Origin of the sequence: uncultured Nocardioides sp., assembly GCF_947489365.1 — a bacterium.
Lineage (GTDB): Bacteria > Actinomycetota > Actinomycetes > Propionibacteriales > Nocardioidaceae > Nocardioides.
On record NZ_CANLDB010000010.1, the window covers coordinates 33,985 to 57,749 of the forward strand.

A 23,765-nucleotide genomic window follows, 5' to 3' on the forward strand; every position below is an offset into this window, starting at 1 on the left:
AAGCCTTGTGATCCGCTCAGCGCCGCGACCCCGCTACTTCGAAAAGCTCGACCACCCGGCGTGCCCATGCAGGGTTGGTGACCTCGGCCCCCGCCTCCGCACTCGGACGGTCGGCGGCAGTCACTCGCAGCACGGCGGCCGCGGCCGCCTCTCCCGTCATGTCCTCCATCAGCTCGACCCCCGCTGTTCCCCTCGCGTGCTGGGCGTAGGCGATCGCTGGGGAGACCACGATCCTCAGCCCGAGCGCTAGAGCCTCGGAGTAGGTCAGCGGGGCTGGATCACGTCGACTCGGGATCGCCCAGACGTCGTCGCTGCGGAGGAGCTGGACGATCTCCCCGAGCGGAGCACCCCCGGAGTGAAGCCGGCAGTTGTCTGGAGCACCCGACCCGAGACCCTCGGAGTCCTTTCCCCATGCCTCACCCGACCACGTCGGACCGAGCGCACGGCACGCGTCGAGGAAGATGTCGAAGCCCTTCCGATGGCTGAACTCGCCCACGAAGATGATCCGCCGTGACGGGGTCGACGACGCCTTCGGGAGCCTGTCCCAGCTCACTGGGTTAGGTACGACAGCCACGGACGCGTCCGGTGCAAAACGGCGGACGAAAGACCTGCTCGCCTCCGTCGGCACGAGGAAAGCCGCCGCGCGTCGCGCGAGTCGTTTCTTCACTGCCCCGAGCGCTCGACCGGCCCGCGATCCCGTCGACGTGTTGGACTCAACCCACAACACCGCGCGCGCTCCTGATCTGGTCGCGTAGCGGAGCGCACCTCGCGCCACGGGGGTGTCCCAGCCGGCGATGAGCAGATGGGTCGGCGACAGTCCATCGATCACGCCGCGCGCGGCCGCTGGTCGATAGAGCGTCACCTTGCTGAACGAGAGGCACGCGTTGGACAGGAACCGGTGAGCGAAGGTCAGCTCCTCGTCGGGCGAGAAAAACCACTCGGGGCGCCGACGCGGATCCCGCCGAGCCTGGTAGACGACGGTCATGCGGCCGCCGGTTGTCTGACTCCATTCCTCTTCCAAGGCGGCGAAGCTCGCCGTCCGGTATCGAGCCGGGACGTTGTTGATCACGACCAAGTGAGGAGCGGTCACCGGATCGCCACCTCTCTCCCTGTCCGCCTGGCCGTGTTTCGTGGTCTCCCACGGGGGCTCCGCTCGCCCCGGGGAATGCGGAAGTGCAGGGCGACGATCGCTGCCAGCGGCAACTGGTGCACGAGGATAAATACCGGCAACGAGATCAGTCCGTCCCGGGCCACCTGGACGAACGCGGCGAAGAAGAGCAAGAACAGGAGGCGCTGCGCCGACCGATGGGTCATGGCGCTCGAATAGGCTCGTCGCCAGAGAGACGCCGTCCAGCGCGCGAAGACGAACATTACGAGGCCCACCCCTAGCCATCCGAAGTTCAGGTAGATATCGCCCGGGAGCGTGGAAACTGCACCGATGCTGGCGAGTGGTCTGATGGGTGTGGACAGCTCCACGAGGTGCTCGTTCAGGCCCGGCTTACCCTCCCAAAGGGGTCGTGGGATCGGCAGGGTCAGCACGTTCAGGTAGGGAGAGCCGAGGAAAAAGCTTCCGCGGTCATCTGTGAGCGAGATCGTCGCCGCAAGCCCGTCGAGAATCGTCTGGTCGCTTGCGGTTCCCGTCCTCGTCTCCTCAAACGATCTCGACACCTCGTCGCGGAAGACGTCGAGACCCCCACCGGCTTGAATCGCAACTCCGATGCTCTTCAGCGGAACGAAGAGGATTGCCACGGCAACGAACCCAGCCAGCATCCACACGGGCGGCCAAGCCCGTCCTTTGCGGTCTAGCCACATGACCACGAGGAGGATGAGCGGGAGCACCAGCCGGTACCGTCCGAACCCCTGCACCGCCATCAGCGAGAGGTAGGCGAGCATGGGAAACATCAGATACCAGCGGAAACCATACCGGTAGATCAGCACCAAGAGCGCCAATCCAGGCCAGGTGACGGCGAGTGTCTGGTAAGACGTGGTGACCTCGCTCTGAGCCGCCTCCGAACCGGGTATCCGTGCGTAGGTGACGAGCGTGACCAGTCCCACAGGCACGGTGGCGACGATGACGGCCCACATCCGTCGGTCGTCAAAAGGCCGCCACCAGCCCGAGTCGCCCGCCTCGGAGGAAGCCGCGTTCGCGCTCAGCGAGCGAGCCGTCAGCCAGCCGACCGTTGCACACGCCAAGCCCAAGTCGGCAACGAGAAGCGCCTTCACGGTCTCCTGCTCGGTCACAAAAAGTGTTGCCGGAGCGCCGTTCAGCAAAGCCCACGCCCTCGTGCTGAGGACCGTCAGGTGGAACCCGATGTAAAGCACGGCGGGGTGAGAGGCTCTCAGTCCACCTCGCAGCGCAAGGAGCATGATCGCCGAGCAGACGACGAACAGGTCGAGGACGACGGCTGATTGCAACGTCACGGCGTTCCAGTCACGCTCTGGAGAAGGTCATCCAGCCTCCGCGCCATGGCCGAACGCGACTGATGCTTCGCAATCCAGTCCTGTCCGGCTCTGCCCGCTGACGGCGATGGCCGGAGCACCATCTCGCGGAGGCCATCTGCCAATCCGCCGGGCTCGACCGACACACCCGCACCGGTGGTGGTGACGAGATCGCCCACCAGCCCCGGCGAGTTCGTGAGCACCGGCAGACCCGCAGCGAAGTAGTCGAAGACCTTGTTGGGACTCACGGCCGAGCGGAACAGCTCGACATCGGCGAGCACGTGCACGCCCGCATCGGCGGCGACGAGAATGCTACTGACCTCGGACTTGGGAACGGGATCCAGAAAGGTGACATTGCGGATCCCCTCGTCGCTGGCGCGCTTCACCAGCCTGTCCCGCTCCACTCCACCTCCGATCAGCACGATGTCCAGGTCGAGGTCCGCAACATCGAGGGCAGCGTCGAGAAGTAAGTCGAGGCCGTTGGCAGGGCCGTGCGCTCCCGCGTAGACGAACGTGAACCGGTCGAAGCCCCACCTCGAGCGCAGCGCTTCCCTCGATTCTTCACGAACGAAGTCCTCGGGGTCCGATCCGTTCGGTATGTAGTGGATCCTCGAGGGCTCGACCCCCCGCCTCATCAATTCGTTCCGGCTCCCTTCCGCCATGACGACCACAGCATCGGCGCGCCGGTACAAGAAGCCCTCGACGGAAGTGAGACACCGGAACACCAACGACGACTCCGACAGCACACCCATGTCGAGCAGGACCTTCGGCCAGAGGTCACGGACCTCGAGCACGAAGCGTGCCCCGCGGAGTACGGCGACAACCCACGCCGCAACCGCTGCCACCAAGTGCGGCGACGAGCCGTACACCACTCGGGGCTTCTTCGCCACCAGTCCGACAAGCGTGGCCCTCACACCGAACTCGAGCCACCCGCGGACGCGTCGTCCTCCGTTCGAACTGTGACGGGAGACCCTGACCATCCGAAAACCGTCCGCGTCAGCCTGCCAATCACCGGTCAGGACGTTCCGACGGCTCGCCACGACCAGGTACTGCCAACCGTCGAGTCTCGAGAAGAGCTCGCTGTGCCTCGTCCCACCGGGCTGCCCCGGGGGCGCTGCGAAGTGGTTGAAAACGAGAACTCGTCGTTCAGACATCGTGCGCCACCAGTTCATGTGTTTCGTCGTCGACCCTGCACTGCACGCGTGCCGAACCGTCAGACCAGTGGATCCGATACGTCGCATCGTCTGCCACGACGTCCTCCGGCCCAGTGACGACTCCCCGATCCACGCCCACGGACCACGAGGCAGCTCGTCCGACCATCGTGCAGCTGATCCACTGCGAAGGCTCCCAGGCTCCGTAGGTCCTGCTGTGCCAACCCCGGAACGGCTCGCTCACCCCGGACTGGACAGCTCCCGGGAGGTCGAGTCCCAGATCGATGGCCTGATCGGTGATCGGCACATTCATAACCCATGCACTGGGCGGATCGACCTCGACGAAGTCGACGACCCTCACACCCGAGCTCTGCAGGTGCACCAGTCGTGCCACACGGCCACCGCCATCTGCGACGAAAGCACCGTGCACCACCAGGACGAACCTGCTCCCAACGACATCCGCCTCGGCAGCGGACGGCCGGATAGTGGAGAGCCAACGGAAGGCGCGGTGCGGCACCAGCTGATCGCGACTTCCCAGGCACCACACTGGATGCCCAGAGGAGCTGCGGAAACCGTTGCGGACGACGAGAGGCCCGTTGTACGTGCCGGTCCCAGGTTCCCGTGTCACCCACTGACCGTCCTTGCTGATCCACGCTGAGGTGATGTCGGCGTGTTGATGGGACGGGCCAGTGCCCGACTTCACCCACACCGTCCAGGGGCCCGCCTTCATCACATGAAGCCCACCCGAGCGCCTGAGATTGCTGTGTGCCGAAGCCGGTCCTGGCTCATCCGACGTGGGAGGGTCGACGTACCAAGCCAGCTCGTCGTCGCTCTCCCAGCTCGCAGACGCCAAGGAGCCGCCAGTCACAGCAAGCGCCAACCTGGCCGACCCGGCCACACCACCCGCTGGTTGCGAATCGGCGAGAACTCGGCCTTCATCCCAGTCCCCGTACTGCGGGACGTCGCCCTCGAGAGCGCCCAGGACCTGGAGGTGTCGCCCCGCCCCGGCAAGTGCGACCTCCACCTCCCGCGAGGCACTGCCGAGCAGCGTCCTGACGGCGAGCATCTCCAGCACGAACCGGTGGTAGGAGAGTGAGTCCTCGATCATCGAACCGTCGCTGCGCATGTGCCGACGAAGCTGCTTGTGGAAGAGCGCGTCGCCCACTCGGTGCCACTGGCCGGATCCGCGGAGGTCCGGGAACATGCGCGCTAGAACGACCAGACCCAGGCCGTCGCCCAGAAGGTGGTTGTTCTTCATGCTGCTGACCGTGTACGGAAGCTCGACGAGGATGTGGCGGGCACTGGCGACGAGCTGGTGGTCCATCTGCGCACGGACGTCGGCCTCCAGCTCGCCGTCCAGCAGACTGATGACCTGCGCCCACGCGATTGCGCGAAGTGCGAGCTCGAGGCTGGAGTACCAGTGCACGCCCCTCTCAGGACGGCACTGCGCGACCCAAGCGCGCAGCATCGCGTGCAGCTCGTTCAGCCACGGGCCGTCGGGCTCCAAGACCGAAGCGCGCGCCAGGACCACCAGGTCGCGATGACGCCCGGCCTCCCAGACCCACTTGACGTCGGAGAGACGGGCGCCGCTCCGAATGTCGATCTGCCACCACGGGGTCGACTCCGGCCAGACGTTCCCCGAGAGCGGATCGACGTTCCAGGGCGCGTGGACGCCGGTCGGCACCCGGGTCCCGAAGACGCGGACACCGGTGGCGAGGATCTCCGCGGCGTCCGCGAGGCACCGGTCCCTGGCTGCGTTGGACCGCGGGACCACGTTCCCGAGACCGATGGCACGCGAGCGCGCTCCACGGTCAGGGACCTCCCGAAAGAGCAACGTGTGTCCGCCGCTGCGCTTGGAGAGCTCGTACGCCGCCCGGAGCGGGGCCGAGCCGCCGAGGGCGCGCAGGTCGCTGACCGCCGTGCTCAGCCTCACCGGAACGGGTCCGCTGAGACGCGCATGTCGGGGCGGACCACGTGCCCGGTGCTCAGCGACCTGGCGGCGGCCAAGCTCGTCGCCGTGCTAGTGATCGTCGCCCGCAGGTCGGAGTCGTCGGACGCGGACGCGAGGGAGTCCTGGAACGCGCGCAGGTTCTCGACGTGTCCCTTGCCCGACGATGGAAGCTTCACGTCCTTGCCGTCCACCACCAGACGGGCGAAGTCGTCGACGACCACGCTGCGTCCTCGCCCGAGGACCTCGAGGCGCTCTTTCGTCGTCGCCGGGTGCGGGTACTCGGCGTAGGTGATGCTCGCCAGCGAGCCGTCGGGAAAGCGGAGGGTTACGGCGAGGTCCTCCTGCAGGAGGCTCTCGGCGCGACGGGAACCCAGGGCCACGACCTCCTCGGCGGGTTGCCCCACGATCCAGGCCGCGAGGTCGATGAAGTGGCACACCTCGCCGAGCAGGCGACCGCCCTGCCTGCGGTCCTTGTACCAGTGCGTGTCCGGGAGACGTCCCGCGCTGACCCGGTAGGTCAGGACGAGTGGGCCGCCCTCCCGGCCGAGGGCGCGGCGGGCCTCCACGACGGCCGGGCTGTGGCGTCGGTTGAACCCTCCCCACAGCTGAGTGTCGCTGGAGGAGAGCGCCTGGACGACGTCGTCCAGCTCGTCGTCCGAAAGCGCCAGTGGCTTCTCGACGAACACGTTCTTGCCGGCGCGGAGAGCCTTACCGGCGATCTCGGCGTGGGAGTCGTGCCGCGACAGCACGAAGATCGTCCTGAGCCCCGGGTCCGAGAGGAGGTCGTCGACCCCCGGAACCACCGCGGCGATGTCGTGGCGCTGCGCGAGGTGCCGCGCGCTCAGTCCGCCGGTGGACGTCACGGCCGCGATGGACATCCCGACCGACTTCATCGCCGGGACCAGCGTCATCTTGGCATAGTTGCCCGCGCCGACCAGACCGATGTCACCCGAGGAGGTCGAACGAGGACGCAGCTCGACTGCGCCGCGCGACACTGCCGCCGGGTCGTAGGTGAACTGCACCGCGAGAGCGCGATCGTCCCTGCTGATCGTCTCGTAGGCGTCCTCGTGGTCCGTGATCGGGAAGGAGTGGGTGACGAGGTCGTCGACGGTCAATCGACCGCGGGCGACGAGATCCAGGAACGCCTCGATGTTCCGCCCCTCGGTCCAGCGCACCTGTCCGACGGGGTAGTCGACGGCGTACTCCTCGTACGAGCGCTCGTAGCGGCCGGGGCCGTAGGAGCGGGCGAACCGTAGGTCGACCTCCTTCATGTAGAAGGGGGTGCGTGACAACTCGAGGCCGACGTCACCGACGACAACCACGACGCCACGGTCCCTGACACGGTCGACGGCCAGCATGACCGGGTCCGACGACTTCGTCGAGGCGGTGACCAAGACCGCGTCGACCCCACGTCCGCGGGTGCGGTCCAGGACGGCGTCCGTTGTCGCGGCACCCGACTCCTCAAGTCCCAGACCACCGGCGGCGGTCACCATCTCCGCCGTCCAGGAGCGCAGGTCGACACCGATGACGTCGTACCCGGCGGCGAGGGCGAGGCGAGCCGTCAACTGTCCCACCAGGCCCAGTCCGACGACGAGGACGCTGCCCCCGGGCTCGACGCCGGCCTGTCGGATGCCCTGGAGCGCGATGGCGGCGACGGCGCCGAAGGCGGCGGACTCGTCCGAGACACCGTCGGGGACAGGGATGGCCAGCAGTCCAGGCACGACCTGGAGCTCCGCGTGCCCAGCAGATGCCGTGGCGACCCGCATGCCGGGGGTGATCCCGGCAACTGCGTCGCCGACCTCCGTCACCTCGCCAACCGCGCTGTAGCCGAGGGGCATGTCCTCGTCCAGGCGGGTCCTGACGGCCTGCACGGTGTTTCGCAGCCCCTCAGTCCGAGCCTTGCGCACCACCTGACGGACAAGGTCGGGGCGCGCCTTGGCCTTCTCGAACAGGCTCGCGCTGGCCAGCTCCCGCACCGCCTTCTCCGTGCCCGTGGACAGCAGGGAACGGCGCGTCGAGACCAGCACCTCGGCCGGCCCAGCGCTCGGTGACGGGACGTCGACGACCTGGAGGCTGCCGTCGCCGATGGACTGGACGATCTGCTTCACGAGGTCCTCTCGAGGGGGTGGGCGGCGGCCTTGAGCAGACCCCGGGTGTCGACGACCTGCTTGTCCCGCAGGTCTCTGAGCGTCAGGTCCGTGAACGCCTGATGGTCGACCAGGAGCACCACGACATCAGCAGCATCGACCGCCGCATCGAGCGGGGTGAGCGAAACCGAGTCACGCGCGGCGAGGGACGGAGGCAGGGCCTCCACGTGGGGCTCCACCGCCAAGAGCCGTGCTTCGGGCAACGCGTCGGCCAGGAGCTCGACGATCTGGATCGCGGGGCTCTCCCGAAGGTCGTCCACGTTCGCTTTGAAGGCCAGACCGAGGACCGCGATGGTCGAGGTCGGCTTGGCCAGGGACACGGTCTGAGCGACCACCGCGTGGGGCCGTGCGTCGTTGATCTCGCGGGCGGTCCGGATGATACGGGACTGCTCCGGCGCCGCGGCGACGATGAACCACGGGTCCACGGCGATGCAGTGACCACCCACGCCCGGACCGGGCTTGAGGATGTTGACACGCGGATGCTTGTTGGCGAGCTCGATGACCTGCCACACGTCCAGGCCGAGGTGTTCGCAGATGCCGGCCAACTCGTTCGCGAAGGCGATGTTCACGTCACGGAACGAGTTCTCAACGAGCTTGGCCATCTCGGCCGTGGTGGCGTCGGTCAGCACGATCTCTCCCCGGCAGAACAAGGAGTACACCTCGGCGGCCCGCTCCGCGCAGGCGCGGGTGATCCCGCCCACGAGACGGTCGTTCTCGACGATCTCGACCATGATTCGGCCTGGGAGTACCCGCTCCGGGCAGTGGGCGACGTGGATGTCGTGCGGACCCTCCCCCTGGTGCGGGAGGGACAGGTCAGGCCTGGCAGCCGCGATCCACTCGCTGACCTGGCGCGTCGTGCCCGGCGGGGAGGTCGACTCGAGGATGACGACGTCACCGGTCTTGAGCACTGGGGCCACCGACTCCGCCGCTGCCTTCACATAGGAGAGGTCAGGCGCCTTGCCCTCGTCGCTCGGGGTGGGGACCGCGAGCATGAAGGCGTCCGCCGGTGGGACGGCCATGGTCGCTCTGAGGGTGCCCAGTGAGACCGCACCGGCGACCGCGATGTCGAGGTCGGGCTCCACGATCGGCACCCTGCCGAGATTGATGGCGTCGACGACGTCCTGCCTGACGTCGATCCCGGTGACGGACACTCCCTGCGTCGCGATGGCAGCGCTGGTCGGCAGGCCGATGTACCCCAGGCCGACGACGACGATCCCGTTCTCGAACAATGCTCAGTCTCCGTAGTGGTGGGGGTCGAAGTCGGGCTCTCGGTCACCCAGGCCAAAGAACTCTGCGATCGCGGCCACCGAACGCGAGGCTGCGACTCCGTCGCCGTACGGGTTCACCGCGCGGGCCATGGACGCGTACACCCCGGCGTCCTCGATCAGCTCGTTGAGGGCGGCGGACACCACCGCGGTGTCCGTGCCCACGAGCCTCACCGCACCAGCCTCGACCGCCTCGGGGCGCTCCGTGGTGTCCCGCATGACCAGCACCGGGGACGCGAGGCTGGGCCCTTCTTCCTGGACGCCACCAGAATCGGTGAGCACCAAGTGAGCAGCTTTCATGACGTGGCAGAACTCGTGGTAGTCGAGCGGCTCGCACAGCAGGACCTGGCCCCGGTCGTCGAGCGTCTCCCTCACGACGTCCCGGACGACGGGGTTCCTGTGCATGGGGACGACCCAGTGCAGCTCGGGATGCCGCTCGGCCACTTGCCGGATGGCGGTCATCGCGTTCCGCATTGGCTGGCCCCACGACTCGCGCCGGTGGGCCGTCACCAGGACGAAGCGCCGACCGCTCGACACCATCGCCGCCACCGCGGGCTCCGAGTATGTGGGCTCCTGCTCGATCGCCTCCACCAGCGCGTCGATCACCGTGTTGCCTGTCACCGCGATGCTCGCCGGCGTGATGTGCTCCTGCACGAGGTTCTGTCGTGCGGCCTGTGTCGGGGCCAGGTGCAGCGCTGCCACCCGGCTCAGGAGTTGGCGGTTCGCCTCCTCCGGGAACGGGGCGTCGAGGTCGTAGGTCCGCAGTCCCGCCTCCAGGTGAATCACGGGGATCCCCTGGTAGAAGGCGGCGAGCGCGGCAATGAAGGCCGTTGAGGTGTCGCCCTGGACCACGACCGCGTCAGGTGCGTGCTCCCTGAGAACAGGCTCGAGCGTCGCGAGGGCGGCGACGGAGAGCTCCGTGAGGGTGGCACCCGGCCGCATCAGATCGAGGTCGGCGACTGGCTTGATCCCGAAGATGCTGTTGACCTGGTCGAGCATCTCTCGATGCTGCCCCGTGACGACCGGCAAGACGGCGAACCGGTCGTCAGACTTCAGGGCGCCGATGACCGGGGCGACCTTGATGGCCTCGGGTCGGGTCCCGTAGACGACCATGACCTTCTTCACGCAGACACTCCTGCTCGGATCGTCCTCGCGGGTACGCCGACCACTGTGGTGCCGGGGGCAACGTCCGAGGTCACGCACGCCGCAGCGCCGACCAGCGCGTCTGTCCCGACCGTGAGCCGGTTCAGCACGACGCCCTGCACGCCGATGAGCACACCGTCCTCGACGGTGCAGTCACCTGAGATCGAAGCAGCCGGATTGACGCTGACGAAGTCGCCAAGTGTGGTGTCGTGCCCGATGGTGGCATTCGGGTTCACGTGCACGTGCTGACCGAGACGGATGTTCGTGGTGAGCCGCGCTCCGGCGCATATCACGGTGCCCGGCCCCAGCATCACCTCGGTGCCGAGCGACGCCGCGGGGTGCACCAGCACGGCCGCGCTCCACCCCTGGCGGTCGAACAGTCCAACCAGGTCGCGACGGGTCGCCGGCGAACCGATACCGACGACGTACGCGGACATCGCTCCGGCCAGCACGTCGGACGTCGTGCCGAGGTATCGAAGGCCGCGGGCAGACAGACGGGTGAGATTTGGCTCGCTGGGCCGGTCATCGGCGACGCCGAGAACGTTCCACGTGGGCGTGCCGTCCGCCGATCGCATTGCCTCGGCGACGTCCACGGCCTCACGTCCGAAGCCACCGGCGCCGACGATGATCAAGTCTTCAGGCACCGAGGTCACCACCCGAGTCGCGGGCGAGGAACTCCGCCATGGACACGCCGTCGGAGTCGCTGATCCCATCGCGCTTGACCACCTTGGCCACGGTCGACAGCAGGATCCGCACGTCGAGAGCCAGGCTCCGCCGGTCCACGTACTCGACGTCGAGGGCGAACTTCTCGTCCCAGGTCAAGCCGTTGCGTCCGCCCACCTGAACGAGACCGGTCACGCCCGGGCGGACTTCGTGCCGGCGCGCCTGCTCGGGGGTATAGCGGTCCAGGTACGACACCAGCAAGGGTCGCGGTCCGACCAAGCTCATGTGGCCGCGGACGACGTTCCAGAGCGTCGGGAGCTCGTCCATGCTCGTCGAGCGGAGCCGCTGGCCGAAAGGGGTGAGCCGGTCGGCGTCGGTCACCAACCCGCGGTCCGGGTCGACGTCGGTCATCGAGCGGAACTTCACCAGCTCGAAGATCTCGCCGTCCCGGCCGGGACGCTCCTGGCGGAAGAGCACGGGCGAGCCGAGATTCCGTCGCACGAGCAGTGCGACGAGTGCCGTGACCGGAGCGGTCACGATCATCAGCACCAGCGCGCCGACCAGGTCGATGACACGTTTCGGACCGTCGTACGCGCGCCTCACCGCAGCGCCTTCGCCAGCACGTCGGTGACCTCGCCGAACTGGGCCTCGCTCATCCCGGACCCGGAGGGCAGGGTCAAACCGAGGTTGAAGACGTGCTCGGCGGTGCCGTCCAGGGTGGCGGAGTGCTCGGCGTACACCGGCTGGAGATGCATGGGCTTCCACACCGGGCGGCTCTCGATGCCGACCGATAGCAGCGCCTGGCCAACGTCACGGGCGGTAGTGCCGGCCCGCTCAGGGTCCACGACCAGCGCGGTAAGCCAGCAGTTGTCGTGCGCGTCGTCGTTCGGGTCGTCGGAACCCAGGACGCGCACGCCGGGAAGCTCGGCGACGATCTCGCGGTATCGACGCCGCCAGCCGCGGCGGCGCTCGATCATCCCGTCGAGCCGGCTCAGCTGGGCCCGGCCCATCGCGGCGAGGATGTTGGAGAGCCGATAGTTGTAGCCGACTTCTGTGTGCTCGTAGTGCGGGACCGGCTCACGGGCCTGGGTGGACAGCTTGCGGACGTGCGCGGCGAGGGCACCGTCGTCGGTGAGGAGCATCCCGCCGCCGGAAGTGGTCATGATCTTGTTGCCGTTGAACGACAGGACGGACGCGTCGCCCCAGGCCCCGGCCGGTCGGCCCGCGTGCGTGGCGCCGAAGGACTCCGCGCTGTCGCAGAGGAGCCGGGCTTCTGCGGACTCGGCGATCTTGGTCACGGCTTCGAGGTCGACGCACCGGCCCAGCAGGTCGACGGGCACGATCGCCGGCACCCGTCGTCCTGCGGCCAGCAGCTCGTCGACCGCCTGCGCGAGAAGGTCGGTGTCGATGTTGCCGTCGTCGGTGCGGGAGTCCACGAAGTGGGGCTCCGCCCCGACGTAGCGGATGGCGTTGACGGTGGCAGCGAACGTCAGCGTCGAGACCGGGACGACGTCGCCGGGACCGACGCCCCACGAGACGAGTGCCAGGTGGAGTGCCGCGGTGCCTGAGGCGAGGGCCACCGCGTGCTGCACGCCGACGCGGGCGGCGACCTCTTCCTCGAAGGCGAGGAGGTCAGGTCCGGCGGGGGCGACCCAGCCGGACCGCATTGCTCGCAGGACGGCCTCCTGCTCGAGCTCACCCACATCCGGGGGTGACAGCAACGTGGACAGCACTGTGCACCTCCAAAACTCGACCTGGCGATCGACCCCATGACCGTCGCGGGGAGTCTAGACGACCCCGGCTCCCGCCTCGTCGGAGCGGCTCAGACCGGTCTAGACCGGCTCGGTGGTCCCGACCGAGTCCGCCGTACCGGGTGAGGGCTCACGCGTGTCCCGTCGGCGGATGACGACACGCAGCGCCGATCCGATGATCGCGCCCACGGCGACGCCAGTGGTGTTGGCGACGACGTCGAGGGCACTTGCTGACCTCTCCGGCAGGAACAGCCCCTGGAAGACCTCGACAGCGGTGGCGATCACGAAGCCGACGGCGGTCCAGTCCCGCCAGCTGTATCCGGGCCGCAGCAGGCGACCGAGCAGCGCCAGGGGCACCATGATCGCGACGTTGAGCAGGACCTCCATGCGCTCAGATGTCACCAGCGACGGATCACCGCCGATGCTCTGCACGAAGTCCGTGATGATGCTGACGCTCGTCGACGGCATCTCGCCGCGCGGAAAGAGCAGCACGAAGGCAAGGAACAGGATGTAGACGACCAGAAGCCCGAGCAGGAGGCGCCGGGGGCCGCGGGCGGGAGTCGTCACTGATCGAGCCTAGGGCTCGGGCGGTGGGTGGGCGCAGTTGCCAGGAAGGCAGGGCTCCGACCGGCGGCACGTGGTCGTGCAGCACACGGGCTCTCGTGGCTGCTGCGCTCCTGCGTCGCTCCGCCGCACCTCGACCTCCGAGCGGTGCGAGTCATCGGGACGTTCCCGACTCGACCTTTGAGCTACTCGAGGTCTCGACGATCTCGACCACCGGTAGAGACGAAGAGTCGACCCGAGCGCGGACTGCTGGGCTGGGGATTGCGGGGGCTCGTGGCTGCTGCGCTCCTGCGTCGCTCCGCCGCACCTCGACCTCCGGTGGCCGCGACGGGTCTCGCCAGCTCGACCACCGATGGAGCGGCGTCTCGACACTCGCCGTCGTCGTCGTCAGAGGGGGAGGCGGACCGTCACGGTCGTGCCGACGCCCGCCTTGCTGGTGAGGTCGACGGTGCCACCGTGGGCCTCGACGAAAGCCCGCACGAGGACGAGCCCGAGCCCGGTGCCGGGGATCTGCCGCGACCGCGCCTCGCCGCCGCGGAAGAACCGGGTGAACAGGCGGTCGAGCTCCGCCTCCTCGATACCCAGCCCCTCGTCGGCGATGGTGAGGATGGCTTCGTCGTCGACAGGGCTGACGGCAATTCGGACCACTCCCCCGGGCTCGGAGTACTTCACGGCGTTCGAGAGCAGGTTGTCCAGGACCTGTCGGATCCGCCCGGGGTCCACCGGTGCCTGGAGGCTCTCCTGGGGCTCGATCACGACAGAGAGGCCCGCTAACGACGCGGCCGGCCTCACGGCCTCCACCGCTTGGGCGACCAGGTCGGTGAGGTCGACGTCCGTGCGAGTGACGGACAGTCGACCCTCCCGCTGTCGCGCGACCTCGAGGAGGTCGGCGACCAGGGCGTCGAGACGCAGGGCGTTGCGCTCGATGACGGCGAGACGGTGCGCGACCGCGGCCGGGAGGTCCGGAAGCTCGTTGGCGATCTCCAGGTGGCCGAGCACCGAGGTCAGCGGTGTCCGGAGCTCGTGCGAGACCGCGGACAGGAACTCGTCCCGCACGGACATCGCCCGGAGGTAGTCGGTGACGTCCTTGTAGACCAGGGCGGCGCCGTGGAAGAGGCCGTTCGCGTCACGGACCGAACGCGCTGAGACCGACAGGGCCCGGCGCTCCTCGGCTGTCACCCCGATCCAGATCCGGAGGTCGTCGAACTCCTCGCCCCGAGCGGCGCGCCACGTGGGCATGTCCTCCCGGGTCAGAGGCGTTCGACCGTCCTCACCGAAGACCTGCCCGGGCTGGCCTGCCTGTCCGGCGTGACCGTCGGGATAGCCGACGCGCATCAACGCCTCGTGGTGGCGGTTCATGGACTCGTAGCGGCCGTCGGCGTCGATCAGCACGAGACCGACGTCCACGGAGTCGAAGATGGCCTCGGCCCGCCGCAGCTGGCGGTCGAGGCGAGCCTCGGTCTCCGCGAGACGGGCGCGGTCGTCGTGCTGCTGGGTGACGTCCATGACCTGGGAGACGAGGTGCAGGGGGCTGCCGTCGTCATCGTGGACCAGGGCGACGGAGAGGTCACCCCAGACCACCTCCCCGTCCGGGCGCAGGAAGCGCTTGACCATGCGGTAGGACGGCACCTTGTCAGCGAGCAGGGTGGCCAGCAGCTCGAGGTCGAGCGCCAGGTCGTCGGGGTGGGTGATCTCCTGGAAGGTCAGGGTGAGCAGGACCTCGCTGGGTCGGTCCAGCATCCGGCAGAGCGCCTGGTTGACCGCGAGGAAGCGACCCTCGGGCGACACGATCGTCATCCCGACCGGGGAGTGCTCCAACGTGAGTCGCCACAATCGGTCGGAGACCTCAATGCCGTCCATCCTCGACTCCTCGTCCAGGGGCACACACCCGGAAGCGGGTGACACCCCAGCATGGTCCGAGATCGTCGGATTCCAGGGTGCTTGCGGAGAACAAGAGCAGAGCCTGCGTTTCGGAGGCGGCAGCCCGAATCAGCAGCTGCTCGGGGACACCGCGTTCTTGTCACCCGGCACGATGCTCGGGGTGACGCCCACCTGGACGTCATCGGTCTGCCCCGCGCCGGTCGTCATCTGCCAGTCGACGTCGACGGGATCCGTGGAGGACAAGAGGGCACCCGCGGTCACGACGGGACGGCCGTCGAAAGGGATCGTCGCGGACGGCACGAGCTCGCGTCCGACCCGCAATCGCTCGATGGTCCCGCCGTAGGGGCCGATGATGGTGATGCTCACGAGCTGGCTGCCGGGATCGGTGCCGAAGTTGCCCCCACCTGTGACGGACGGCGGCAGGTCCGCCGCTTCCTCGGACTCGATGGTCGACCTGAGTCGCATCGATCCAGAGAGGACCTGTCCGCCGGCTCTGCAGCCCTCCGAGCTGACCTCGACGCCGTACCGGAGGTAGTAGGACATCTTCGACCCTGTGGCGTCGTTCAGAGAGACGTCCACGTGAGGGGTGGCGCCGTCGTCGCCGGAGAGCTCGCCCGCGACACGCGTGCCTGCAAGCCGGCGCTGTTCCTCGTCGTCGAAGGAGTGCAGCAGGAAGCGGCCCTCCCGGCCAGCACGAGCCGCACCACGGAGGAATTCCACCGGGGACGTCAGATCGGTCACGGCGGTCTCAAAGATGGCCCGTGCGGTCTGCTCGAACAACTCGTCCTGGGCCTCCGGCTCGAGCTCGAGGTACGGGCGGCTGAGGAGCTCCTCGACCAGGCTGTCGGCCGTCACGGTGGCGTCGCCGACCTCGACGGGACCGAGCGCCGGCAGCAAGTAGCTGAGTGCGACCGGGTCGATCGACATGACGGCATCGAGCTCGTCCGGACTGCCCGCTGCCTCCCAGTGAGCGTTGACCAGCTCCGCCGTACGAGGAAAGTCGGGGGTGAAGTTCGCGTCCTGGAAGAACGTGCCGAGATTCTCGCTGAAGATCGCGGTCTCCGCGTCGGTGAGCGGGATGATCGGCTCGGGCAGGTCGCCCTCGAAGTCGCGCGGGCCACCCTGCCGGGTGATCTCGATCCGTCCCTCGTCGGCGCGCAGGAGGACAAATGCCCCGGGCAGGCCACCGGTGGCGCGGATCTCGGCGTTGTTCTGGATGAGGACCAGCAGGTTCCGCGGGCCGTCCCCGCCGGCCATCGTCGGTAGGAGGTCGGTCGCGGCGTCAGCCGCCCCGAGACCGGACTCCAGTCCTTCGACCGTGTCGACGTACTCGTCGTAGGGCTCACGGAGCCGTCCGATGAAACCGCTGCTGTCGACGGCACGGACCTCGGCCGCGGCCTCCGACGTGGCGGCGTAACCCTGGCTGACCGGCTCGCCGAGCTCACTGACGACATCCAGGTCGACACCGCCGTCGACGGCGAGACCGTCCAGGTCACCCGTGGCTTCGGCTAGAGGCAGGACGGCGTCCGCGGCCAGGGTGTGGAGAGAGGAGCTGAGTGCGCGGAGCCCGGCGGCGTCGTCGCCGACACCGGGCACGACCGTCAGGGCCGCCCAGTCCCACCCGTCGGTGCGATCCATGGCGGACCGGGCCGAGCTCTCCAGCGCAGCACCCGCATCGCGGGCCCCGGCGGCGTCCCCGGTCGACAGCGCTGCCGTGAGGCGCGACGCCTCACCCTGCGCGTCGGACAGGTCGCCGTAGGTCTGGTAGCCGGACCACCCGAACCACAGCAGGGCAGCGGCGACGAGCAGCCCGAGAGGGGCCAGGACCGCCAGTGCGATCCGACCCCTGCTCCGTGACCTCTGCGCACGACGATGCCCCGTCGCGGAGCGACGAGGCATCGGTCGTGGGGAGCGGTCGGATCGAGCGATCAGCTGCGCGGCCGGTTGCGGACGAACTGGTTCGCCGAGTCCGTGCAGCTCTTGAACACCGAGCCGCGCGGCGGGTTGAAGCGGATCACGACGTAGTAGCGACCCGGCTGGCGCAGCGCGGGGAAGCTGTAGACGGTGGGCTGCCCGTTGTAGTCGCGCGAGTACGAGCGGCGCTGACCACCGTCGCGGCGCACGTAGTTCACGCGGACGGTGCCGCGCGGGGCGCGGTTGGTGCCCCGGGGCCGGATGTTGACCCGGAGACGCGGGCGCTCCAAGCGGTTCACCGCACCCTGCGAGGTCGCGTTGCAGTTGGTCTCGAACGGCGGCGGGTAAGGCGCGGCCGAGGCGGTCGCCGTGGACGCAGCGACGAGACCGGCAGACATGAGCAGCGCAACGATGACGCTGACGGCGAACTTCTTCACTTCAGGACTCCCCATGATGGTGGTGTTGCGAGAACAGTAGGACACAACCGGCCTGAGTCCACCATCAGTCTTGAAATGTCGTGCGTCGTTCACCTCAGGGGCCTGCAGGGAGGGGCTTTCGCTGTGCGCCTTGGGGAAATCTTGCGATTCGGGCCGCGACCCCCCGGGGGGAGCTGACCACCGCTCAGCGCAGCTTCGGACGCACGTGCAGGCCGACCTCGGGGTCGACCACCGTCTCCTGCGCGGCGGGGATGCCGTCGGCGTCCAGGGTGGTGGCGAGGTCGACGTTGCGCTTCACCAGGGCGAGCGCGATGGGGCCGAGCTCGTGGTGGCGGGCGGAGGTGCCGATGACGCCGACGGTCTTCTCCCCCGCCATCAGCGGGGCGCCGCGGGTGGGCAGGCGGTTCTCGGAGCCGTCGAGGTGGAGCAGCGTGAGCCGGCGGGGCGGGCGGCCGAGGGTGTGGACGCGGGCCACGGTCTCCTGGCCGCGGTAGCAGCCCTTGTCGAGGTGGACGGCGGGCCCGACCCAGCCGACCTCGTTGGGGATGGTGCGGTGGTCGGTGTCGAGGCCGTGGCGGGGCTCGCCGCGGGCGATCCGCAGCGCTTCGAACGCCCAGAGCCCGGCGGCGGGGCCGGCGGCCTCGGCGTACGCCGCGAGCTGGTCGCGCGGGACGAGCTCGTAGCCGGCGTACCAGTCGTCCGCGGCGGCGCCGGCCTCCACGGCCTTGGCGACGGCCGCGGGGCGCCAGGCGACGGCCTGCTCGGCGGTGACGTCGGCGACCTCGACGCGGGACATGAAGCGCATCGAGTCCAGCCAGCCGACGAGGGCTGCGGCGGCGCCGGGCTCGGTGTGGGCCCAGAACGTCTCGCCGTCGTCGTAGCCGGTCATGGCGTGCTCGACGTGGCCGTGCGGCGACAGCACGAGGACGCCGGTCCAGCGGCGCGGCGGCAGCTGGAGCAGGTGCTGGGTGGTCAGCGCATGGAGCCAGGTGAGGCGGTCGGGTCCGGTGACGCGCAGGACGTCGCGGTGGGACAGGTCGACGAACCCCTCCCCCGCCTCCAGCCTGCGCTGCTCGCCGTTGAAGGAGCCGTAGTGGGCCGCGACGGCGGCGTCGGGGGCGTCGGCGGACACGGCGCCGGGAAGGTCGAGCATCGGTGGAGCCTCCTGGAGGTGGTGGCGGCCCGGGTGGTCGGCCCCGGTCAGCCGCAGTCGGCGCAGTGGCCGTGCAGCGCGAGGTGACCGATGTCGGGCACGAAGCCGAGGTCCGCGGTCAGCCTCTCGACCAGTCCGCGGGCCACGTCGGCGTCAACGGAGGTGACCTTGCCGCAATTCCGGCAGACCAGGTGGAAGTGCTCGTGGTCGGACACCGAGTGGTACGTCGGGGCGCGGTCCGACAGGTGCGTGTGGCGCACCAGGCCGAGCTCCTGGAGGACTTCGAGGGTCCGGTAGACCGTGGAGACGTTGACGGCGGACGACGACTTGCGGACCTCCGCGTGGACCTCGTCGGGGGTCGCGTGACCGAGGGCGTCCACCGCGGCGAGGATCAGCTCGCGCTGCGGGGTGAGCCGGTAGCCCTGGCCGCGCAGGCGCTGGCGCCAGTCGTCCTGGGGCTCGGTGGTCATGGACCGATCGTAGTCCCGGAGCCGCGGGGCTCAGCGCGGCGCGGCACCCACCACGAACGGGACCTCGTCGCCGGCGGCGACGCGGATCGTCGTCGGCCGGCGGTGGCGGACCAGGGTGCCGTCGGCGTACGACACGGCTCCCCGTCGTACGCGGATGCGCAGCGGGGCGCCCTGCTCCCGCAGGGTCGCGAGCGGGGTGTCCAGACGCTCCAGCTCGGTGGCCATCTCCACCCCGAGCCGGCGGGTCAGGTCGGGCCGGGCGCCGGCCCGGTCGCGGTCCTCGGCCGGGTTCCGCTCGAGGTCGAACAACCGCAGCCGCCGGGTCTCGTAGTCGTACTTGAGCTTCCACCGTCCGGAGCGCAGCACCGTGCCGGGGCGCTGGTCGCGGCCGCGACCGAGGCTGTAGCCCGGGTAGTGCAGGAGCAGCGACCTGCGCGCCTCGGCCCCCTCCGCGAGGGCCGCCCGCAGGGACACCCCGTCGAGGTCGCGCCGCCGTCGCTCCGGGACCCGGCCGAGGTCGGCGAGGGTCGCCGCGACGTCGGTGACGTGCACCAGGGTCGGGTTGACGGCGCCTGACCGGACCAGGGCGGGGTTGCCGCTCCAGGCGGCTGTGGGCACGCGGATGCCGCCGTCCCACAGCTGCATCTTCTCGCCGCGCAGAGGACCGTTGTCGGCGCCGACCCCGAGCGTGCTGCGTCCGTCCCGGCTCAGGCGGCCGCCGTTGTCGGAGGTGAGGAGGACGAGCGTGTTGTCGGCCAGGGTGCGGCCGGGCGCCCGCGGGTCGCGCCGCTCACCCAGCTCGTCGAGGATCCGGCCGACCGTCTGGTCGACCCCCTCGACCATCGCCGAGTACGACGGCACCCGCCCGTCACCCGACCGGGACCGCTGCCGGTACTTGCCCAGCAGGTCGGGCCGGGCCTGGCCCGCGTCGGTCGGGCTGTGGACGCCGAAGTGGTTCACCGAGACGAGGAACGGGTCGCCGGTCCGCGCCCCACGGCGCACGGACTCCACGGCGGCGTCGCCGACGGCGTCGGTGAGGTTCTTCGGCCTGCCTGCCAGGTGGAGCGCCTCGGCGCGGGACACCCCGGTCGAGTAGGGCAGCACGTTCTCCCGCACGTAGTCGCGGGTGTACGGCGCCGCGAAGCGGTCCAGCGTCTCGTCCACGGGCTTGGCGAAGGCGAACCGGCCGCCCCCGCGCCGGGAGGCGACGTACCGGCCGGGGTCACCGGCGCGACTGCCGCCGTAGTTGACGTCGTACCCGTGCTTGCGGGTGATCTGGCCGGTCCCGCCCGTGACGTGGAACTTGCCGACGTGCGCGGTCCAGTAGCCCGCGTCAGCCAGGCGCTCCGGGACGGTGAGGGTGGACGGCGCCAGCCTGGACGAGCCGGTGGGGTTCCGGTTGTCGACGCCGCGCAGCGTCGCCGGGTCCCCGTCGTACGACGGCGGCACGGAGTTGGGGTTCAGCCCGCCGTACACGCCGTTGTCGGGGCCCTGGGCGTACTGCCCCGTGAGCAGGCTCATCCGGCTCGGCGCGCAGCTCAGCGCGCCGTACGCGTTCGGGAAGGTCGTGCCCTGCGCGGCGAGGCGGTCCATCGACGGGGTGTCGACGAAGCCGTTGGGGTGGCCGTCGTTGAACAGGCCGCTGCCGAGGTCGCCCCACCCCAGGTCGTCGACGACGACGAGGACGAGGTTGGGGCGGGTGTCCGCGGCGGGCGCGGACGCGGGGGCACGGTCGACCTCGGCGACACCGCTGGCCCCGCCCACCCCGGCGTGCGCCGGGAGCGGGACCAGGGCGCACGCCGACGCGACCACCGCCCCGACGGCCGCCCGTCCGAGTCGAGCCCCGAGAACCATCAGTCACTCCTGTCCGTCTGCTTCCGACGGACGATCATCCACGGCGCCGACGCCGAACCGGGCATTGTTGTCTCGTGGGTGCCGGAAGGCACGGCCGATCGGTGAGCGGGCGGGTCAGTCCTGCGGGGCCGGGGCGACGACCACCGGCACCTCGTCGCCCGCCCGGAGGCGGAGGACGGCCGGGCGGCGGTGGCGGACGAGGGTGTCGTCGGCGTAGGTGAGGGTCCCCGGTCGCACCCGGACGAGAAGGGGCGCGGAGTCCGCCCGCAGGGTCGGGAGCGGGGTGTCCAACCGGTCCAGCTCGGCGGCCATCCGGACGCCCAGGCGTCGCGTCAGGACGGGTCGCGCGGGCGCCACGTCGCGGGACTCGCCGAGGTCGTCGACGAGGTCGAACACCCGCAGCCGGCGCGACTCGTAGTCGTAGCGGACCTTCCACCGGCCCGACCGCAGCACCGTGGCGGGCCGCTGGTCGCGCCCCTTGCCCAGGCTGTACGCCGGGTAGTGCTGCAGCAGCGGACGGCTCACCTCCGCACCCCGGGCGAGCGCGGCCCGGACGGACTGGCCGTCCAGGTCGCGGCGGGCCGCCGCCGGCACCTGCGCGAGGTCGGCGAGGGTGGCGGCGACGTCGGTGACGTGGACGATCGAGCGGTTCACCTCTCCCCGCCGGACCAGCCGGGGGTCGCCGCTCCACGCCGCCAGGGGGACGCGGATGCCGCCCTCCCACAGCTGCATCTTCTCGCCGCGCAGCGGGCCGTTGTCGCCGCCGATCCTCCGGTCGCTCCTCCCGCTGTACCGGACGCGGCCGCCGTTGTCGGAGAGCAGGACGACGACGGTGTTCTCCGCGAGCGTGCGGCCCGGAGCACGCGGGTCCGGGGTCTCCTCGAGGTGGTCGACGAGGCGGCCGACCGTCTGGTCCACCCCCTCCACCATCGCGGCGTACGCCGGCACGCGGCCGTCGCCCGGGCGGGACCGCTCGCGGTACTTCGCCAGCAGGTCGGGCCGCGCCTGGGAGGGGTCGACGGGGCTGTGGACGGCGAAGTGGTTGACGGAGACGAGGAAGGGCCCGCCGGTCCCCGCGCCCTCGTCGACGGCGAGCAGCGCCGCGTCACCGACGGCGTCGGTGAGGTTCTTCGGCCCGCCGGCGAGGTCGAGGGCCGCGGCCCCACCGACGCCGTCCGACTGCGGGAGCACCGCCTGCTCGACGTACGCCGGCGTGTAGGGCTCGGCGAAGGCGTCCAGGCCGTCGTCGACCCGCTCGCCCCAGGTCCAGCCGCCGGACCCGTCGGGCCGGGCGGTGTAGGTGGCCGGGCTGCCGGCGGGCCCGCCGCCGTAGTTGACGTCGTACCCGTGCTTCTCGGTGATCTGGTCGGCGCCGCCGGTGACGTCGAACTTGCCGACGTGGGCGGTGAAGTACCCGGCCGCCGCCAGGCGCTCGGGGATGGTGTCGGTGTCCGTCGACAGGCGCGAGCCTCCCGAGCGGCTCCGGTTGCCGATGCCGCGCAGCCGGGGCGGTGGGCCGGAGTACCGGGGGGCGACGGTGTCGGGGTCGAGGCCGCCGTACAGGCCGTTGTCGGGTCGCTGCGGGTACTGCCCGGTGAGCAGGCCCATCCGGCTCGGCGCGCAGCTCAGCGCGCCGTACCCGTTGGGGAAGACGGTGCCCCGCGCGGCGAGACGGTCCATCGACGGGGTGTCGACGAACCGGTTCGGGTGGCCCTCGTCGAACACCCCGCTGCCGAGGTCGCCCCACCCGAGGTCGTCGACCACGACCAGCACCAGGTTCGGTCGCGGGTCGTCGGTCTGCGGGGTCCCGGACGGCTGCGACGGCTGCGACGGCTGTGACGGCTGCGCCGCCGGGTCCGCACGCTCGCCCGCGGTGCAGCCGGCCAGCGGCACGAGGACGCACAGGGCCGCGGCACCGGCCACCCGGCGCCTGTCTGGTGTCGTCGTCCCGCGCACGCGCCGCCCCCGCCCCCACGTCGATGCTGCGTCACCACCGTGCTGCCGCGCCCGGCGACCGTCCCCGCACCGGGCGCGGCGATCCTGCCACCCCGCTCCACACCGCCGCACGGTCGTCGGAGACGTAGTGTCGGTCCTGCGCCCCGGCACGTGTCGGTGGCGCTGCCCGATGGGGGGGCCGATGCGCGACCGCAGCTCCGGACCGCTCCCGGGTGCACGACGGGTTCACGCCATCACGCTCCACTTCCACCCCGACTGGCCGAGCCAGCGCGGGACCGTCGTCGACTCGATGGTGGCCGACGACCGGTACCTCTCGCAGTTCGTCACCGGCAGCTCCAACGGCGGTCTCACCGCCGTCCAGGGCGGCGACCGCTGGCTGTGGGAGAGCCGGCTCTTCGAGGGCCGGTACGACGACCGGTCGGCCCGCTCGCGACCGGTGTACGGCGCGTGGAACCGCACCGAGAGCCCGTACGGCGCGAGCCCGCGCTTCGGGTCGGCGTACATCCGGCTGCGGTCCGGCCTCATCGACCGGTCCACGTTCTGCTACCCCGACTCCGCCCACGGGCCCGAGCGGGTCGTTGACGCCACCAAGCTCAAGGAGCTCACCCGCGAGGCCGACGAGGAGGCCGACCGGGGCAGGATCGACGCCCTCGACGACTACGTCGAGGCCCACGTCCACGGACCGGTGATGTTCTCCGTCGACGTGGCGGCCGTGGTCCTCGACCCGTGCTACGCGGGGTCGCCGATCGAGACCGCGGCCCACCGGCTGGGGTGCCCGATCGAGTTCCACCCGGGGTTCCGGGTGAGCGCCGACGACCTCGACGAGGCCTACCGCGGCCCGGAGGCCGTAGCCCTCGCCCACTCGCTCGGCGGCGACCTGACCCCGCTGACGCTCGGGGAGGCCGCACGCCGCGACGACGTCGCTCCGCGGACGCTCAAGCACCTCTGGCACTACCTGGCCCGGTTCGGGCGGGCGCCCCACACCCACGAGGGCCGAGCGACCGACGAGCCGACCGCGGACTGAGC

Annotated in this window: 19 protein-coding genes; 1 reads left to right on the forward strand and 18 read right to left on the reverse strand. The window is 70.2% G+C overall.

The genetic code is table 11. The annotated features are described in order from the left end of the window. Window positions 1-16: 16 nt before the first annotated feature. From Q0858_RS20300 to Q0858_RS20385, 18 genes are all read right to left on the reverse strand, one after another. Window positions 17-1,090 carry a glycosyltransferase gene (locus tag Q0858_RS20300; RefSeq protein ID WP_299058183.1) on the reverse strand — a complete coding sequence of 358 codons (1,074 nt, stop codon included), beginning with the start codon at window positions 1,088-1,090 and terminating at the stop codon, window positions 17-19. Next, complete coding sequence (locus Q0858_RS20305) at window positions 1,087-2,421, reverse strand: hypothetical protein (protein ID WP_299058184.1); 1,335 nt, start codon at window positions 2,419-2,421, stop codon at window positions 1,087-1,089. The genes Q0858_RS20300 and Q0858_RS20305 overlap by 4 nt, the downstream gene beginning before the upstream one ends. Continuing rightward, window positions 2,418-3,611 carry a glycosyltransferase family 4 protein gene (locus Q0858_RS20310; protein ID WP_299058185.1) on the reverse strand — a complete coding sequence of 398 codons (1,194 nt, stop codon included), beginning with the start codon at window positions 3,609-3,611 and terminating at the stop codon, window positions 2,418-2,420. The genes Q0858_RS20305 and Q0858_RS20310 overlap by 4 nt, the downstream gene beginning before the upstream one ends. Beyond that, window positions 3,586-5,523, reverse strand: a complete 1,938-nt coding sequence (locus Q0858_RS20315; protein WP_299058186.1) for a heparinase II/III family protein — start codon at window positions 5,521-5,523, stop codon at window positions 3,586-3,588. The genes Q0858_RS20310 and Q0858_RS20315 overlap by 26 nt, the downstream gene beginning before the upstream one ends. Then, window positions 5,520-7,649: a bi-domain-containing oxidoreductase gene (locus Q0858_RS20320; RefSeq protein ID WP_299058187.1), complete on the reverse strand. Its 2,130-nt coding sequence runs from the start codon at window positions 7,647-7,649 to the stop codon at window positions 5,520-5,522. Before Q0858_RS20320 ends, Q0858_RS20315 begins: the two co-directional genes overlap by 4 nt. Continuing rightward, window positions 7,646-8,917 (reverse strand): UDP-N-acetyl-D-mannosamine dehydrogenase, encoded by a 1,272-nt coding sequence (wecC, locus tag Q0858_RS20325; RefSeq protein WP_299058188.1) that lies wholly within the window; start codon window positions 8,915-8,917, stop codon window positions 7,646-7,648. The genes Q0858_RS20320 and wecC overlap by 4 nt, the downstream gene beginning before the upstream one ends. 3 nt (window positions 8,918-8,920) lie before the next feature. Continuing rightward, window positions 8,921-10,078 (reverse strand): non-hydrolyzing UDP-N-acetylglucosamine 2-epimerase, encoded by a 1,158-nt coding sequence (gene wecB, locus Q0858_RS20330; protein ID WP_299058189.1) that lies wholly within the window; start codon window positions 10,076-10,078, stop codon window positions 8,921-8,923. Then, window positions 10,075-10,749 carry an acetyltransferase gene (locus tag Q0858_RS20335; protein WP_299058190.1) on the reverse strand — a complete coding sequence of 225 codons (675 nt, stop codon included), beginning with the start codon at window positions 10,747-10,749 and terminating at the stop codon, window positions 10,075-10,077. Before Q0858_RS20335 ends, wecB begins: the two co-directional genes overlap by 4 nt. Next, window positions 10,733-11,362, reverse strand: coding sequence for a sugar transferase (locus Q0858_RS20340; protein WP_299058191.1), 630 nt, complete (start codon window positions 11,360-11,362; stop codon window positions 10,733-10,735). The genes Q0858_RS20335 and Q0858_RS20340 overlap by 17 nt, the downstream gene beginning before the upstream one ends. Then, the gene (locus tag Q0858_RS20345) at window positions 11,359-12,462 is read right to left on the reverse strand and encodes an aminotransferase class I/II-fold pyridoxal phosphate-dependent enzyme (protein WP_299058192.1); all 1,104 of its coding nucleotides are present in this window, start codon (window positions 12,460-12,462) and stop codon (window positions 11,359-11,361) included. The genes Q0858_RS20340 and Q0858_RS20345 overlap by 4 nt, the downstream gene beginning before the upstream one ends. A 129-nt stretch (window positions 12,463-12,591) precedes the next feature. Next, window positions 12,592-13,077 (reverse strand): VanZ family protein, encoded by a 486-nt coding sequence (locus Q0858_RS20350; protein ID WP_299058193.1) that lies wholly within the window; start codon window positions 13,075-13,077, stop codon window positions 12,592-12,594. 384 nt (window positions 13,078-13,461) lie between these two features. Then, window positions 13,462-14,934, reverse strand: a complete 1,473-nt coding sequence (locus Q0858_RS20355; protein WP_299058194.1) for an ATP-binding protein — start codon at window positions 14,932-14,934, stop codon at window positions 13,462-13,464. A gap of 129 nt (window positions 14,935-15,063) precedes the next feature. Beyond that, window positions 15,064-16,854 carry a DUF4012 domain-containing protein gene (locus Q0858_RS20360; RefSeq protein ID WP_299058195.1) on the reverse strand — a complete coding sequence of 597 codons (1,791 nt, stop codon included), beginning with the start codon at window positions 16,852-16,854 and terminating at the stop codon, window positions 15,064-15,066. 29 nt (window positions 16,855-16,883) lie between these two features. After that, window positions 16,884-17,321, reverse strand: a complete 438-nt coding sequence (locus tag Q0858_RS20365) for a hypothetical protein (RefSeq protein WP_299058196.1) — start codon at window positions 17,319-17,321, stop codon at window positions 16,884-16,886. Between the two features lie 169 nt (window positions 17,322-17,490). Continuing rightward, window positions 17,491-18,459, reverse strand: coding sequence for a folate-binding protein (locus tag Q0858_RS20370; protein WP_299058197.1), 969 nt, complete (start codon window positions 18,457-18,459; stop codon window positions 17,491-17,493). 47 nt (window positions 18,460-18,506) lie between these two features. Beyond that, window positions 18,507-18,929, reverse strand: coding sequence for a Fur family transcriptional regulator (locus Q0858_RS20375; RefSeq protein WP_299058198.1), 423 nt, complete (start codon window positions 18,927-18,929; stop codon window positions 18,507-18,509). Window positions 18,930-18,959: 30 nt separating this feature from the next. Next, window positions 18,960-20,783, reverse strand: coding sequence for a sulfatase-like hydrolase/transferase (locus tag Q0858_RS20380; protein WP_299058199.1), 1,824 nt, complete (start codon window positions 20,781-20,783; stop codon window positions 18,960-18,962). A 114-nt stretch (window positions 20,784-20,897) separates the two neighbouring features. Beyond that, entirely contained in the window at window positions 20,898-22,706 is a 1,809-nt protein-coding gene (locus Q0858_RS20385; RefSeq protein ID WP_299058200.1) for a sulfatase-like hydrolase/transferase, read from the reverse strand. Window positions 22,707-22,920: 214 nt separating this feature from the next. On the opposite strand from Q0858_RS20385, the gene Q0858_RS20390 reads away from it, so the two are divergent. Beyond that, window positions 22,921-23,763, forward strand: coding sequence for a DUF3626 domain-containing protein (locus tag Q0858_RS20390; protein ID WP_299058201.1), 843 nt, complete (start codon window positions 22,921-22,923; stop codon window positions 23,761-23,763). Window positions 23,764-23,765 lie beyond the last annotated feature (2 nt).

Excerpts from the sequence above, each read along its gene's own strand:
- Q0858_RS20310 (WP_299058185.1), bottom strand. The coding sequence starts at position 3,611 with ATGAACTGGTGGCGCACGATGTCTGAACGACGAGTTCTCGTTTTCAAC.
- Q0858_RS20355 (WP_299058194.1), bottom strand. The coding sequence starts at position 14,934 with ATGGACGGCATTGAGGTCTCCGACCGATTGTGGCGACTCACGTTGGAG.
- Q0858_RS20360 (WP_299058195.1), bottom strand. The coding sequence starts at position 16,854 with ATGCCTCGTCGCTCCGCGACGGGGCATCGTCGTGCGCAGAGGTCACGG.
- Q0858_RS20365 (WP_299058196.1), bottom strand. The coding sequence starts at position 17,321 with ATGGGGAGTCCTGAAGTGAAGAAGTTCGCCGTCAGCGTCATCGTTGCG.
- Q0858_RS20370 (WP_299058197.1), bottom strand. The coding sequence starts at position 18,459 with ATGCTCGACCTTCCCGGCGCCGTGTCCGCCGACGCCCCCGACGCCGCC.
- Q0858_RS20375 (WP_299058198.1), bottom strand. The coding sequence starts at position 18,929 with ATGACCACCGAGCCCCAGGACGACTGGCGCCAGCGCCTGCGCGGCCAG.
- Q0858_RS20380 (WP_299058199.1), bottom strand. The coding sequence starts at position 20,783 with ATGGTTCTCGGGGCTCGACTCGGACGGGCGGCCGTCGGGGCGGTGGTC.
- Q0858_RS20390 (WP_299058201.1), top strand. The coding sequence starts at position 22,921 with ATGCGCGACCGCAGCTCCGGACCGCTCCCGGGTGCACGACGGGTTCAC.